At 62.1% G+C, this 13,028-nt stretch carries 13 protein-coding genes; 12 read left to right on the top strand and 1 reads right to left on the bottom strand.

What is annotated here, in order from left to right:
• Positions 1-275 precede the first annotated feature (275 nt).
• From urtA to ureC, 11 genes are all read left to right on the top strand, one after another.
• Positions 276-1,541, top strand: coding sequence for an urea ABC transporter substrate-binding protein (gene urtA, locus ACQKEN_RS02850; RefSeq protein WP_074890415.1), 1,266 nt, complete (start codon positions 276-278; stop codon positions 1,539-1,541).
• Positions 1,542-1,755: 214 nt separating this feature from the next.
• Positions 1,756-3,345 (top strand): urea ABC transporter permease subunit UrtB, encoded by a 1,590-nt coding sequence (urtB, locus tag ACQKEN_RS02845; protein WP_427683504.1) that lies wholly within the window; start codon positions 1,756-1,758, stop codon positions 3,343-3,345.
• Positions 3,345-4,424 carry an urea ABC transporter permease subunit UrtC gene (gene urtC, locus ACQKEN_RS02840; protein WP_427683502.1) on the top strand — a complete coding sequence of 360 codons (1,080 nt, stop codon included), beginning with the start codon at positions 3,345-3,347 and terminating at the stop codon, positions 4,422-4,424. Before urtB ends, urtC begins: the two co-directional genes overlap by 1 nt.
• Positions 4,421-5,275 carry an urea ABC transporter ATP-binding protein UrtD gene (gene urtD, locus ACQKEN_RS02835; protein WP_427683500.1) on the top strand — a complete coding sequence of 285 codons (855 nt, stop codon included), beginning with the start codon at positions 4,421-4,423 and terminating at the stop codon, positions 5,273-5,275. Before urtC ends, urtD begins: the two co-directional genes overlap by 4 nt.
• 165 nt (positions 5,276-5,440) lie before the next feature.
• Positions 5,441-6,139 carry an urea ABC transporter ATP-binding subunit UrtE gene (gene urtE, locus ACQKEN_RS02830; RefSeq protein WP_427683498.1) on the top strand — a complete coding sequence of 233 codons (699 nt, stop codon included), beginning with the start codon at positions 5,441-5,443 and terminating at the stop codon, positions 6,137-6,139.
• Positions 6,140-6,188: 49 nt separating this feature from the next.
• Positions 6,189-7,034 carry an urease accessory protein UreD gene (locus ACQKEN_RS02825; RefSeq protein ID WP_427683496.1) on the top strand — a complete coding sequence of 282 codons (846 nt, stop codon included), beginning with the start codon at positions 6,189-6,191 and terminating at the stop codon, positions 7,032-7,034.
• 195 nt (positions 7,035-7,229) lie between these two features.
• Entirely contained in the window at positions 7,230-7,532 is a 303-nt protein-coding gene (locus ACQKEN_RS02820) for an urease subunit gamma (RefSeq protein WP_020293711.1), read from the top strand.
• Positions 7,533-7,593: 61 nt separating this feature from the next.
• Positions 7,594-8,145 (top strand): N-acetyltransferase family protein, encoded by a 552-nt coding sequence (locus tag ACQKEN_RS02815; RefSeq protein WP_427683494.1) that lies wholly within the window; start codon positions 7,594-7,596, stop codon positions 8,143-8,145.
• Positions 8,146-8,171: 26 nt separating this feature from the next.
• A complete protein-coding gene (locus ACQKEN_RS02810) occupies positions 8,172-8,708 on the top strand; it encodes an N-acetyltransferase family protein (protein WP_427683492.1) in 537 nt (178 codons plus the stop codon).
• The gene (locus ACQKEN_RS02805) at positions 8,705-9,010 is read left to right on the top strand and encodes an urease subunit beta (RefSeq protein ID WP_282367808.1); all 306 of its coding nucleotides are present in this window, start codon (positions 8,705-8,707) and stop codon (positions 9,008-9,010) included. Before ACQKEN_RS02810 ends, ACQKEN_RS02805 begins: the two co-directional genes overlap by 4 nt.
• Before the next feature lie 240 nt (positions 9,011-9,250).
• Positions 9,251-10,951: an urease subunit alpha gene (ureC, locus tag ACQKEN_RS02800; RefSeq protein ID WP_427683489.1), complete on the top strand. Its 1,701-nt coding sequence runs from the start codon at positions 9,251-9,253 to the stop codon at positions 10,949-10,951.
• 23 nt (positions 10,952-10,974) lie between these two features.
• On the opposite strand, the gene ACQKEN_RS02795 is transcribed toward ureC, so the two are convergent.
• A complete protein-coding gene (locus ACQKEN_RS02795; RefSeq protein ID WP_427683487.1) occupies positions 10,975-11,331 on the bottom strand; it encodes a thioredoxin family protein in 357 nt (118 codons plus the stop codon).
• Positions 11,332-11,569: 238 nt separating this feature from the next.
• On the opposite strand from ACQKEN_RS02795, the gene ACQKEN_RS02790 reads away from it, so the two are divergent.
• Complete coding sequence (locus tag ACQKEN_RS02790) at positions 11,570-12,703, top strand: sensor histidine kinase (RefSeq protein ID WP_427683485.1); 1,134 nt, start codon at positions 11,570-11,572, stop codon at positions 12,701-12,703.
• The last annotated feature ends 325 nt before the right edge of the window (positions 12,704-13,028 follow it).

Raw genomic sequence — 13,028 nt, 5'->3', positions numbered from 1 at the left:
TTCGGGTTTCAGGCTCCGCACCTGCTTTCGCCCCTCATTCCCCCCCTCTTCCACTCTCGATTTCCTCCTCGGCACCCCGCACCAGATAAGCGCACCTGACGCACCATCACGCCTGCCACATCCCAGATTGGTGCGACCCGCCCGCTGCACGCGACGTTTTCATTCCATTTTGCGACGTGCGAAGCCTTGGCCCAGCGTTTGCTAAAGCCTAAGTAGACTCAACTCTGCACCGCCAACCGCCGTCATCTAAAAAAATCAAGGAATGGAGCTAGCCAATGAAGCGTCGTAGTTTGCTGAAAGCGTTCACTTTGTCTGCATCGATCGCAGCGATGGGTTTGACCTGGACCGCTCAGGCGGCCGAGACCATCAAGGTCGGCATTCTGCATTCTTTGTCCGGCACCATGGCCATCTCCGAGACGTCGCTCAAGGACATGGCGCTGATGACCATCGATGAAATCAACGCCAAGGGCGGCGTCAACGGCAAGATGCTTGAGCCGGTGGTGGTCGACCCGGCGTCGAACTGGCCGTTGTTCGCGGAGAAGGGTCGCCAGTTGCTAACCCAGGACAAGGTCGCCGTGGTGTTCGGCTGCTGGACTTCGGTGTCGCGCAAGTCGGTGCTGCCGGTCTTCGAAGAGCTGAACGGCTTGCTGTTCTACCCCGTGCAGTACGAAGGCGAAGAGATGTCGCCAAACGTGTTCTACACCGGCGCCGCGCCTAATCAGCAGGCGATTCCGGCAGTTGAATACCTGATGAGCGAAGACGGCGGCGGGGCCAAGCGCTTCTTCCTACTGGGCACCGATTACGTCTACCCGCGCACCACGAACAAGATTCTGCGCTCGTTCCTGCACTCCAAAGGCGTCGCGGACAAGGACATCGAAGAGGTCTACACCCCGTTCGGGCACAGTGATTACCAGACCATCGTGTCGAACATCAAGAAGTTCGCAGCGGGTGGCAAGACGGCGGTGATTTCCACGGTCAACGGCGACTCCAACGTGCCGTTCTACAAAGAGCTGGGCAATCAGGGCCTGAAAGCCACCGACGTACCCGTGGTGGCGTTCTCGGTCGGCGAAGAAGAACTGCGCGGCGTCGACACCAAACCCTTGGTGGGCAACCTGGCGGCGTGGAACTACTTCGAATCGGTAAAGAACCCGGTCAACACCAAGTTCGTCGCCGACTGGAAGGCCTACGCCAAGGCGCACAACCTGCCGAACGCCGACAAGGCCGTGACCAACGACCCGATGGAAGCCACTTACGTGGGTATCCACATGTGGGCGCAAGCGGTCGAGAAAGCCAAATCCACCGATGTGGATAAAGTCCGCGAAGCCATGGCCGGCCAGACCTTCGCCGCGCCGTCGGGCTTCACCCTGACCATGGACAAGACTAACCACCACCTGCACAAGCCGGTGATGATCGGCGAGATCAAGGCTGACGGTCAGTTCAACGTGGTCTGGCAGACCAAAGAGCCGATTCGCGCCCAGCCGTGGAGTCCGTTCATTCCGGGCAACGACAAGAAGCCTGACTACGCCGTCAAGAGCAACTGACACATTGTCGGGCACAGCGCCCGACACCCCCTGTAGGAGCGTGGCTTGTCCCGCGATCTGACGCGAAGCGGCAGTAAATCCATCACATGTGGTGTACCTGTCACACCCCATTTGCAGGTTTTACGACGGGTCCCCCGCCGATCGCGGGACAAGCCTCGCTCCTACAGAGTTTCACCCATGACGTTACGTCATGCGGGTGCTTCCAGGATTCGATATGCCCAGATACTTCCACCACCTCATTCTCGCGCTGTGCCTGTGGCTGCCCTTCGCCGCCCACGCCAGCGATGCCGGCGACTTTGTCGCGGCCGACTCCGCCGAGCGCGCCCAATTGCTGGAAACCTGGGCCGCCAGGCCGGACCCGGCGCGTGTCGAATTGCTGGTTGCCTTGCAGGATGGCCGCGTCGCTGCGGACAGCAGCAACCGGGCGTTTATCCAGAACGGCGACAGTTTCATCGCCGTTGACCCCAACGCTCCCGCGCTGGCCGACGCACCCAACCCTGACGCACCACAGGCCATCAGCCTGAACAACCGCCTTCGCGGCCTGATCAACACCGCGCTGGCCAGCCATCAACTGCTTGCTGCCGACCCCAAGGTTCGCCTGGCCGCCGCGCAAATCCTGCAAAAAAGCGCCCGTCCGGCGCAGTTGCCCTTACTGGTGCAACAAGTAGCCAGCGAACAGGACGACAGCGTCCACGCCGCCCTGACCCTGGCGCTGGCCAATCTGCAACTGGTCGACGTCAGCCCCACCGTTCGGCTCGCCGCTGTGCGTCTGCTGGGCGAGACCGGTGATCCGCTGGCCCGCACCCGTCTGGAAACCCTGCTCGAACCCAACGTTGAAACCGACCCCACCGTGCGCCTGGCGGCGGAAACCAGCCTGGCTCAGGTCAAACGCAAATTGATGATCGGGGAGATCCTCGGGCAAGCCTTCGCCGGGCTGTCGCTGGGGTCGATCCTGTTGCTGGCGGCGCTGGGACTGGCGATCACCTTCGGTCTGCTGGGCGTGATTAACATGGCCCACGGCGAGATGCTGATGCTCGGCGCCTACGCCACCTACGTCGTGCAGATGATGTTTCAGCGTTACGCCCCCGGCGCCCTTGAGTTTTATCCGCTGGTGGCGCTGCCGATCGCGTTTTTCGTCACCGCGTGCATCGGCATGGCGCTGGAACGCACGGTCATTCGCCATTTGTACGGTCGCCCACTGGAAACACTGCTGGCAACCTGGGGCATCAGCCTGATGCTGATTCAGCTGATTCGCGTGGTGTTCGGCGCGCAGAACGTCGAAGTGGCGAACCCGGAATGGCTGTCGGGCGGCATTCAAGTGCTGCCCAACCTCGTGCTGCCCTGGAACCGGATCGTCATCATCGCCTTCGCGCTGTTCGTCGTGGTGCTGACCTGGCTGCTGCTGAACAAAACCCGCCTGGGCCTGAACGTGCGTGCCGTCACCCAGAACCGCAACATGGCCGCCTGCTGCGGCGTACCCACCGGGCGCATCGACATGATGGCCTTCGGGCTCGGCTCCGGCATTGCCGGGCTGGGCGGTGTGGCGCTGAGCCAGATCGGCAACGTCGGTCCTGACCTGGGCCAGAGCTACATCATCGACTCCTTCCTCGTGGTCGTGCTCGGCGGTGTCGGTCAACTGGCCGGCAGCGTCACGGCGGCGTTCGGATTGGGTATCGCCAACAAGATCCTCGAACCGCAGATCGGCGCCGTACTGGGCAAGATCCTGATCCTGGCGCTGATCATTCTGTTCATTCAGAAACGTCCGCAAGGCCTCTTCGCACTCAAAGGACGGGTGATCGACTGATGAATCAGCCATTGATGGTCACTGCCGCGCAACGCGCCGGCACCAAAGTCACGGTCGCGGTTGGCGTGGTGATTCTTGCCCTGCTGATCGCCCTGCCGTTGTTGTCCCTGCTGCCTGAAAGTAACGGCCTGCAGGTGTCGGCCTACACGCTGACGCTGGTGGGCAAAATTCTCTGCTACGCGATCGTCGCCCTGGCACTGGACCTGGTCTGGGGCTACGCCGGCCTGCTGTCCCTCGGCCACGGACTGTTCTTCGCGCTGGGCGGTTATGCGATGGGCATGTACCTGATGCGCGAGGCGTCGGGCGACAGCCTGCCGGCGTTCATGACCTTTCTGTCGTGGACAGAACTGCCGTGGTACTGGGTCGGCACGCAGCATTTCCTCTGGGCCATGTGTCTGGTGGTGCTGGCGCCGGGGTTGCTGGCGCTGGTGTTCGGCTTCTTCGCCTTCCGCTCGCGGATCAAGGGCGTGTACTTCTCGATCATGACCCAGGCGCTGACATTCGCCGGCATGCTGCTGTTTTTCCGCAACGAAACCGGCTTTGGCGGCAACAACGGCTTCACCAACTTTCGCAGCATTCTGGGGTTCAGCATCACCTCCCAGGGCACCCGCGCGGCGTTGTTTCTGCTGACGGTGGTGTTGCTGGCGGGCAGCCTGTTTGTCGGCTGGCGTCTGGCGCGCAGCAAGTTCGGTCGTGTGTTGACCGCCGTGCGCGATGCGGAAAACCGCCTGATGTTCTGCGGCTACGATCCGCGCGGGTTCAAGCTGTTCGTGTGGGTGTTGAGCGCCGTGCTGTGCGGCCTGGCCGGGGCGTTGTATGTGCCACAAGTCGGCATCATCAACCCGAGCGAAATGTCGCCGACCAACTCCATTGAAGCGGCCGTCTGGGTCGCCCTGGGCGGTCGCGGCACGTTGATTGGCCCGCTGCTTGGCGCCGGTGTGGTTAACGGCATGAAGAGCTGGTTCACCGTGGCCTTCCCTGAATACTGGCTGTTCTTCCTCGGCGCGCTGTTCATCGTGGTGACGCTGTACCTGCCCAAAGGCGTGATCGGCCTGATCAAGAAAAGGGGCGAGCAATGAAAAGCACTCCGACGCCCGCATTTGATCCGGTGCTCGATCCGAACAGCGATGCCGGCACCAGCCGCGACGCCATCGGTCTCGGACAGGCCGCCGGCAAGGGGCTGAACACCCTGCACGGCACCATCCTGACCCTGGAAGACATCAGCGTCAGCTTCGACGGCTTCAAGGCTCTCAATGATCTGAATCTGTACATCCGCGTCGGCGAGCTGCGCTGCATCATCGGCCCCAACGGCGCGGGCAAGACCACGCTGATGGACGTGATCACCGGCAAGACCCGCCCCAGTCACGGCAAGGCCTGGTTCGGCGAAACCCTTGATCTGACCAAGATGAGCGAAGTGCAAATCGCCCAGGCGGGGATCGGTCGCAAGTTTCAGAAGCCCACGGTGTTCGAAGCGCTGAGCGTGTTCGAAAACCTGGAGCTGGCGCAGAAGACCGACAAATCGGTATGGGCCAGCCTGCGCGCGAAGCTCAACGGCGAACAGCGCGACCGCATCGACGAGGTGCTGGAAACCATTCGCCTGACGGCGTCGATGTCGCGCCCCGCCGGGCTCTTGTCCCACGGCCAGAAGCAGTTTCTGGAGATAGGCATGTTGCTGGTCCAGGACCCGCAACTGTTGCTGCTCGATGAGCCCGTCGCCGGCATGACCGACGCCGAAACCGAATTCACCGCCGAGCTGTTCAAAAGCCTGGCCGGCAAGCACTCGCTGATGGTGGTCGAGCACGACATGGGGTTCGTCGGCACCATCGCCGACCACGTCACCGTCCTGCACCAGGGCAGCGTGCTGGCGGAAGGATCGCTGGAAGACGTGCAGGCGGATGAACGGGTGATTGAGGTGTATCTGGGGCGGTAATGCGCTCCCCTTGCAGGAGTGAGCTTGCTCGCGATGATCGTTCCCACGCTCCGCGTGGGAATGCATCCGATGACGCTCCGCGTCACCAGGCAGACGCAGAGCGTCTGATGCGGCGTTACCACGCAGAGCGTGGGAACGATCATAGGATTTCTTGAGAAACTGGCCATGCTCCAAGTCGAAAAGCTCCACCAGTACTACGGCGGCAGCCACATCCTCCGGGGCCTGTCGTTTGATGTGAACGTCGGCGAGGTCACGTGCCTGCTCGGTCGTAACGGCGTGGGCAAGACCACGCTGTTGAAAGTGCTGATGGGGCTGCTGCCTGCCAAAGAAGGCGTGGTGCAGTGGGAAGGCAAGCCTATCACCGGTTTCAAGCCCCACCAGCGCGTGCGTTCCGGCATCGCCTACGTACCCCAGGGCCGGGAGATTTTCGGCCGACTGACCGTTGAGGAAAACCTGTTGATGGGCCTGTCGCGATTCCCGGGCTCGGAAGCCAAGGAAGTCCCGCCGTTCATTTACGAGCTGTTCCCCGTGTTGCTGCAGATGAAACACCGTCGCGGCGGTGACCTGTCCGGCGGGCAGCAACAGCAACTGGCGATCGGTCGCGCCCTGGCCAGTCGCCCTCGCCTGCTGATTCTCGACGAGCCCACCGAAGGCATTCAGCCCTCGGTGATCAAGGAGATTGGCGCCGTGATCAAAAAGCTCGCCGCCCGGGGTGACATGGCGATCCTGCTGGTCGAGCAGTTCTACGACTTTGCCGCCGAGCTGGCGGATCAGTACATCGTTATGTCCCGGGGCGAGATCGTCCAGCAGGGCCGCGGCGAAAACATGGAGGCCGAAGGCGTCCGGGGTCTGGTCACCATTTAATGCGCCGATCAGCTAAGGTACGGACCTTCGAGAACACGATAGTCGACTTATGAATCTTCCCGCCCACACCGCCCTGTTCACCCCCAGCTGGCATGCCGAGCTGGAGCTGGCCTATGGGCGTTTCGGCGACAGCACGCGCCCGACGCAACGACGCCACAAAGGTCCGTTGCGGGTGCAAAAGCATCTGTACGCCGAAGGCCCGCAGGTCTGCCAGCACATCATCGTTCACCCGCCGGGCGGCATTGCCGGCGGCGATCGGCTGGACATCAGCGCCAGCGTCGGCGCCAATGCCTGGGCGCAATTGACCAGCCCCGGCGCAGCGAAGTGGTACCGCGCGGCGGGTCCGGCTTATCAACAGCTGGACATCAAAGTCGCTGCAGGCGGCACGCTGGAGTGGCTGCCACAGGAGAGCATTGTCTTCAGCGAAGCCAAGGCTGAGCTGACCACGCAGATCGACCTGGAAGGCGATGCCCGGCTGCTCTATTGGGACGTGGTTGCGCTGGGTCGGCCGGCCAGCGGCGAGCGTTTCGATCAGGGCCACTTCCAGGCGCATCTGGATATCCGGCGCGACGGCAAGCTGTTGTGGCACGAGCGCCAGCGCATCGTCGGCAATGACGGCTTGCTGGATTCACCCATCGGGCTGTGCGGCAAACCGGTGTTCGCGACGCTGATTGTGACCGGGGAAATCGACGCTGAATTGATGGAGCGCTGCCGCGAGCTGGCCGAACATTCCCCCGTTCGCGGCGACCTGAGCCAGCTGCCGGGTTTGATCATCGCCCGTTGCCTGGCGGACGAGGCGCTGCACGCGCGGGCCTGGCTGATTGAATTATGGAAACTGCTGCGCCCTGCCCTGTTGGGGCGTGACGCGGTGGCACCGAGGATCTGGAGCACCTAGACGACACTGGCCATCTGTAGGAGCGTGGCTTGTCCCGCGATCGGCGACGAAGTCGTCGTAAAACGGGTCAATGCGGCCCTCATGACAGATCGAAGGACGGGCATGACTGCCGCTTCGCGTCAGATCGCGGGACAAGCCACGCTCCTACAGAGTTTGCAGCGATTTTTCTATTCGGAACTTAAAAACGGAAGCCCCATGGACCTGACACCACGCGAAAAAGACAAGATGCTGATCTTCACCGCAGGCCTGGTCGCCGAGCGGCGGCTGGCACGCGGTGTGAAGCTCAATTACCCGGAAGCGATGGCCTTCATTTCCGCCGCTCTGCTGGAAGGTGCGCGGGACGGCCAGACCGTTGCCGACCTCATGCACTACGGCACCACCCTGCTGACCCGTGAACAGGTGATGGAAGGCATCCCGGAAATGATCCCGGAAATCCAGGTCGAGGCCACTTTTCCGGACGGCACCAAGCTGGTCACCGTGCATCAGCCGATTGCCTGAACTGCCCATTGAACCTGAGATGCCCGTCGAAACAGCCACACAGGAACCCGTGGAAACGAACATGACCTATTCGATTCGTGACGCTTTGCTGACTGACATGCCGGCCGTGCTGGCCATCTACAACGACGCCGTCCTCAACACCACGGCAATCTGGAACGAGCAGCCGGTGGATCTCGCCAACCGCGAAACCTGGTTTGCTGCGCGCCAGGCACAGGCGTACCCGATTCTGGTGGTGGTCGACGCCGACGATCAGGTGCTGGGCTATTCGTCGTTCGGCGACTGGCGGCCGTTCGAAGGCTTTCGCCATACCGTCGAGCACTCGGTTTACGTGCGTGCCGATCAGCGGGGCAACGGCCTGGGTCCGCTGCTGATGAAGGCGCTGATCGAACGCGCCCGCGCCTGCGACAAGCACATGATGGTTGCGGCCATCGAGAGCGGTAACGCGGCGTCCATTCACCTGCACGAGCGCGAGGGTTTCATCACCACCGGGCAAATGCCGCAGGTTGGCACCAAGTTCGGTCGCTGGCTGGACCTGACCCTCATGCAGCTGGACCTGTCGCCTGGCGCCTCTGCTCCACCCTCGCAAGCGCCCGGCATAAAGCCTGTCGCCTGAATGTTCATTCTGAAAGGATTTCGCCCATGAATGCCGCCTACTTACGCCGTGTCACGTCAGAAAGCTTCGCGCATTACCGCTCAGGTCTGGTGGCGCTGTTGCTGGACGCCGTCCGCCAAGGGGCCTCGGTCGGGTTCATGGCCGATCTCGCTCCTGAAGAGGCCGCCACGTGGTGGGACGGCGTCAAGGCCGAAGTCGAGCAGGGCAATGTGCTGCTCTGGGTGGTGGCAGAGGAAGACCAGGTGCTGGCGACGGTGCAACTGGCGCTATGCCAGAAGGCCAATGGCCTGAACCGCGCCGAGGTGCAGAAGTTGCTGGTGCTCAGTCAGGCGCGTCGGCGCGGGCTGGCGACGCAGTTGATGACCGCCGTGGAACAGGCCGCGCAGCAGCATCAGCGCGGGCTTTTGTTTCTGGACACGCTGGCCGGTTCCGATGCCGAGGATTTCTATCGGGCGCTGGGTTACGAGCTGTCTGGCCTGCTGCCGGACTACGCCTGCAACCCCGATGGCGAATACAAGGCCACGGCCATCTACTACAAGTTACTGTCGAGGAAAACCGCATGATTCCTGGTGAATACCAGATCCAGCCGGGCGACATCGAGCTCAACGCCGGTCGCCGTACCATCACCCTCAGCGTCGCCAACAGCGGTGACCGGCCGATTCAGGTCGGCTCGCACTTTCATTTTTTCGAGACGAATGACGCCCTGACCTTCGACCGCGCCGCCAGCCGGGGCATGCGCCTGAACATCCCGGCCGGCACCGCCGTGCGCTTCGAGCCGGGGCAGGCGCGGGAAGTGGAACTGGTGGACCTGGCCGGGTTGCGGCGGGTTTTCGGGTTTGCCGGGCGGGTGATGGGGGATTTGTAGCGCTGCTTTTGTGTAGGAGCGCGCTTGCCCGCGAATCGGTTTCGTAGCCGAAATCAATGTCGTCTGACACGACGCATTCGCGGGCAAGCGCGCTCCTACAGGTATATCGCGGCTGATCGTTCCCACGCTCTGCGTGGGAATGCAGCCCTTGACGCTCCGCGTCAAACATCGGACGCCGAGCGTCCAGCGAGCCATTACCACGCAGAGCGTGGGAACGATCCATGAATTCAAGGAATCGCCATGAAAATTTCCAGACAAGCCTACGCCGACATGTTCGGCCCCACTGTCGGCGACCGTGTGCGTCTGGCCGACACCGAGCTGTGGATCGAGGTCGAGCAGGATTTCACTGTCTATGGCGAGGAAGTGAAGTTCGGTGGCGGCAAGGTCATTCGTGACGGCATGGGCCAGGGCCAGGGCGTTGCCGCCGAAGTCGTCGACACGCTGATCACCAACGCGCTGATCGTCGATCACTGGGGCATCGTCAAAGCCGACGTCGGCCTCAAGGACGGGCGCATCGCGGCCATCGGCAAGGCCGGCAACCCGGACATCCAGCCCGGCGTGACCATCGCCATCGGCGCCGCGACCGAAGTCATCGCCGGCGAAGGCATGATCCTCACCGCCGGCGGCGTCGACACGCACATCCACTTCATCTGCCCGCAGCAGATCGAAGAGGCGCTGATGAGCGGCGTCACCACCATGATCGGCGGCGGCACCGGCCCGGCGACGGGCACCAACGCGACCACGGTCACGCCCGGCAAGTGGCACATGATGCGCATGCTGCAGGCCGCCGAAGCGTTCCCCATGAACATCGGTTTTACCGGCAAGGGCAACGTCAGCCTGCCCGAGCCTTTGATAGAGCAGGTCAAGGCCGGCGCCATCGGCCTCAAGCTGCACGAAGACTGGGGCACCACGCCTGCGGCCATCGATAACTGCCTGAGCGTCGCCGATCAGTACGACGTTCAGGTGGCAATCCACACCGACACCCTGAACGAATCCGGCTTCGTCGAAACCACGCTGGGGGCGTTCAAGAACCGCACCATTCACACCTACCACACCGAAGGCGCCGGCGGCGGTCATGCGCCGGACATCATCAAGGCCTGCGGCTTCGCCAATGTGCTGCCAAGCTCGACCAACCCGACCCGGCCGTTCACCCGCAACACCATCGACGAGCACCTGGACATGTTGATGGTCTGCCATCACCTGGACCCGAGCATCGCCGAGGACGTCGCGTTCGCCGAAAGCCGCATCCGCCGCGAAACCATTGCTGCCGAAGACATCCTTCATGATCTGGGGGCGTTCTCGATGCTCAGCTCCGACAGCCAGGCCATGGGCCGCGTCGGCGAAGTGATCATGCGCACCTGGCAGACCGCCGACAAAATGAAACGCCAGCGCGGGGCATTGCCCGGTGACGGCGAAGGCAACGACAACTTCCGCGCCAAGCGCTACATCGCCAAATACACCATCAACCCCGCGATCACCCACGGCATCAGCCACGAAGTGGGCTCGGTGGAAGTGGGTAAATGGGCGGACCTGGTGCTCTGGCGGCCGGCCTTCTTCGGCGTGAAACCGACGCTGATCCTCAAGGGTGGCTCGATTGCCGCCAGCCTGATGGGCGACGCCAATGCCTCGATCCCGACCCCGCAACCGGTTCACTACCGGCCGATGTTCGCCAGCTACGGCAGTTCGCTGCACGCCAGCAGCCTCACTTTCATCAGCCAGGCGGCCTTTGATGCCGGGGTCCCGGAGCAACTGGGGCTGAAGAAACAGATCGGCGTGGTCAAGGGCTGCCGCAGCGTGACCAAGGCCGACCTCATCCACAACGACTACCTGCCGAACATTGACGTCGACCCGCAGACCTATCAGGTGAAGGCCGACGGCGTGCTGTTGTGGTGCGAGCCGGCGGACGTGCTGCCAATGGCGCAGCGGTATTTTCTGTTTTGAAGACCAAGGGGGCTGATGCCTCTCTACTCAATCTTCTTGTCGATTTTCGCCTTCAGCCACTCCTTGGTATTGCTACCGACGACCTCCTCAATCTGGAGAAAGAGGAAGGTCGGCGCGGACTGAATATTGAAACGCAGGGCGGTTTGCGGATTGCTCCGATAATCGACCTCAAAAAAACGCAGCCCCACCTTGTTGTTGTAATCGGTTGCCAACTTCGCAAGGAGGTCGCTTGCCTTCTCGCTTGCTTTCTTGGGCTGCTCGCCAGTGGCCTTTACTCCATTGGTGAACAGTACGACAGACAAAGCACCGCCCTTGTCCACCGGGGGCGATAACCACACGTCGTTGTCAAAATTCTCGTCTGTTAATGTCATCACGTCCATGGTCAGCTCCTTGCTCTTGATTGGGAGTCCAGTTAGGGCGCAGTTAGCGGCTTGAGCTTGAAATCGCAGAACCCCGATAGCGGCCTGTCTCAACCCTATGCTTGACCCTGGCACAGCGTCTACTGTCAGAAATGACAGTGCCACATTGCCCCTCCTGAAAATCCGTGATGCTTCCTGCAACAACATGGCGGTACTATGCGCGCTCTTATTCAGCGCCCCGCCACCAAGGTAGTTCCCCATGCGTCTTTCGGACTTCATCGTTCAGAATGTGGATCGCATCGTCGATGAGTGGGAACGGTTTGCGGCCACGCTGACGCCCGCAGCCGCCCAGATGAGCTCAGTCGAGCTGCGCGACCACGCTGAGGCGATTCTTCTCGCGGCGGCGCGTGACATGAACACCGCCCAGACCAAAGCCGAGCGCATCGCCAAGGCTCAGGGCGAAGACATCGGCAAAACCCCGACACTCGATCAGGCCGCCTCCAGTCATGGCGAGCTGCGGCATATCGTCGGGTTTGATCTGGTGCAGATGACGTCTGAATTCCGTCACCTTCGGGCCACGGTCGTGCGCTTCTGGGCAGAAAGCCAGAAAGAGCCACAGGCCAGTCACCTCACTGACATGATTCGCTTCAACGAGGCCATCGACGAAGCCCTGGCCGAGTCGACCGCCGCCTACGCCGATCGCGTGACGCGTTCCCGTGACATCTTTCTCGCCATTCTCGGCCATGACCTGCGCGCGCCCTTGCAGGCCATCGGCATGTCGTCCGAAGTGCTGATGCGCAAGACCGCGCTGACGGAAGCCGATCTTGCGTATATCAAGCGCATCAAGAGCAGCAGCCTGTTGATGGGAACGATGATCAGCGATTTGCTGGAGTTCGTCCGCAGCCGTCTGGGCGTGACGCTGCCGGTCGAGCGCAGGCCGATGGAGATGACCCTCGCTTGCCGCGAAGCCATCGACGCCGCCACGGCGGGGCAGCCCGATTGCAACGCCGTGTTCACCAGCACCGGTGACACCCGGGGTGAGTGGGATCGGGCACGCATTGCGCAGTTGCTGCAAAACCTGATTGGCAACGCCTTGCAGCATGGCGCGGCGACGCGTCGCGTCACCGTGAAGCTCACCGGCAGCGAAAACCATGTGAGCCTGTCGGTGCATAACGACGGCGAGCCGATCGCCGAAGAAGCCATCGGCAGCATCTTCGACCCGCTGGTGCGCTCGGCCAATGAAAAGGCCGGCATTCACAACCCTTCCACCAGCCTTGGCCTGGGACTGTTCATCGTGAAAGAAGTCGTAAACGCCCATGGCGGCGGCATCACGGTCGTCTCGAACATCGGCGACGGCACGACGTTTACCGTGGAATTGCCGAAGAAAGGGTGATTGACGATTATCCCCTACTGCGTCGATCACATATGGCAAACAACATGGCCCTGTGCAGGAGCGCGCTTGCCCGCGATGACGTCGGCACAATCGACATCGTGCTCGACTGACCTACCGCGTTCGCCAGCAAGCCGGCTCCTGCAGACTTGCGTCGACCATGATATGGGCGACATCAGGCCATTGTAGGAGCGCGCTTGCCCGCGATGACGTCGGCACAATCGACATCGTGCTCGACTGACCTACCGCGTTCGCCAGCAAGCCGGCTCCTACAGATTTACGTCGACCATGATATGGGCGACATCAGGCCATTGTAGGAGTGAGCTTG

Origin of the sequence: Pseudomonas sp. NPDC078416 (genome assembly GCF_050268485.1) — a bacterium.
Taxonomy (GTDB): Bacteria; Pseudomonadota; Gammaproteobacteria; order Pseudomonadales; family Pseudomonadaceae; genus Aquipseudomonas.
This window is presented reverse-complemented; position numbering and strand designations above follow the sequence as displayed.

Excerpts from the sequence above, each read along its gene's own strand:
- urtA (WP_074890415.1), top strand. The coding sequence starts at position 276 with ATGAAGCGTCGTAGTTTGCTGAAAGCGTTCACTTTGTCTGCATCGATC.
- urtB (WP_427683504.1), top strand. The coding sequence starts at position 1,756 with ATGCCCAGATACTTCCACCACCTCATTCTCGCGCTGTGCCTGTGGCTG.
- urtC (WP_427683502.1), top strand. The coding sequence starts at position 3,345 with ATGAATCAGCCATTGATGGTCACTGCCGCGCAACGCGCCGGCACCAAA.
- urtD (WP_427683500.1), top strand. The coding sequence starts at position 4,421 with ATGAAAAGCACTCCGACGCCCGCATTTGATCCGGTGCTCGATCCGAAC.
- urtE (WP_427683498.1), top strand. The coding sequence starts at position 5,441 with ATGCTCCAAGTCGAAAAGCTCCACCAGTACTACGGCGGCAGCCACATC.
- ACQKEN_RS02825 (WP_427683496.1), top strand. The coding sequence starts at position 6,189 with ATGAATCTTCCCGCCCACACCGCCCTGTTCACCCCCAGCTGGCATGCC.
- ACQKEN_RS02820 (WP_020293711.1), top strand. The coding sequence starts at position 7,230 with ATGGACCTGACACCACGCGAAAAAGACAAGATGCTGATCTTCACCGCA.
- ACQKEN_RS02815 (WP_427683494.1), top strand. The coding sequence starts at position 7,594 with ATGACCTATTCGATTCGTGACGCTTTGCTGACTGACATGCCGGCCGTG.
- ACQKEN_RS02810 (WP_427683492.1), top strand. The coding sequence starts at position 8,172 with ATGAATGCCGCCTACTTACGCCGTGTCACGTCAGAAAGCTTCGCGCAT.
- ACQKEN_RS02805 (WP_282367808.1), top strand. The coding sequence starts at position 8,705 with ATGATTCCTGGTGAATACCAGATCCAGCCGGGCGACATCGAGCTCAAC.
- ureC (WP_427683489.1), top strand. The coding sequence starts at position 9,251 with ATGAAAATTTCCAGACAAGCCTACGCCGACATGTTCGGCCCCACTGTC.
- ACQKEN_RS02795 (WP_427683487.1), bottom strand. The coding sequence starts at position 11,331 with ATGGACGTGATGACATTAACAGACGAGAATTTTGACAACGACGTGTGG.
- ACQKEN_RS02790 (WP_427683485.1), top strand. The coding sequence starts at position 11,570 with ATGCGTCTTTCGGACTTCATCGTTCAGAATGTGGATCGCATCGTCGAT.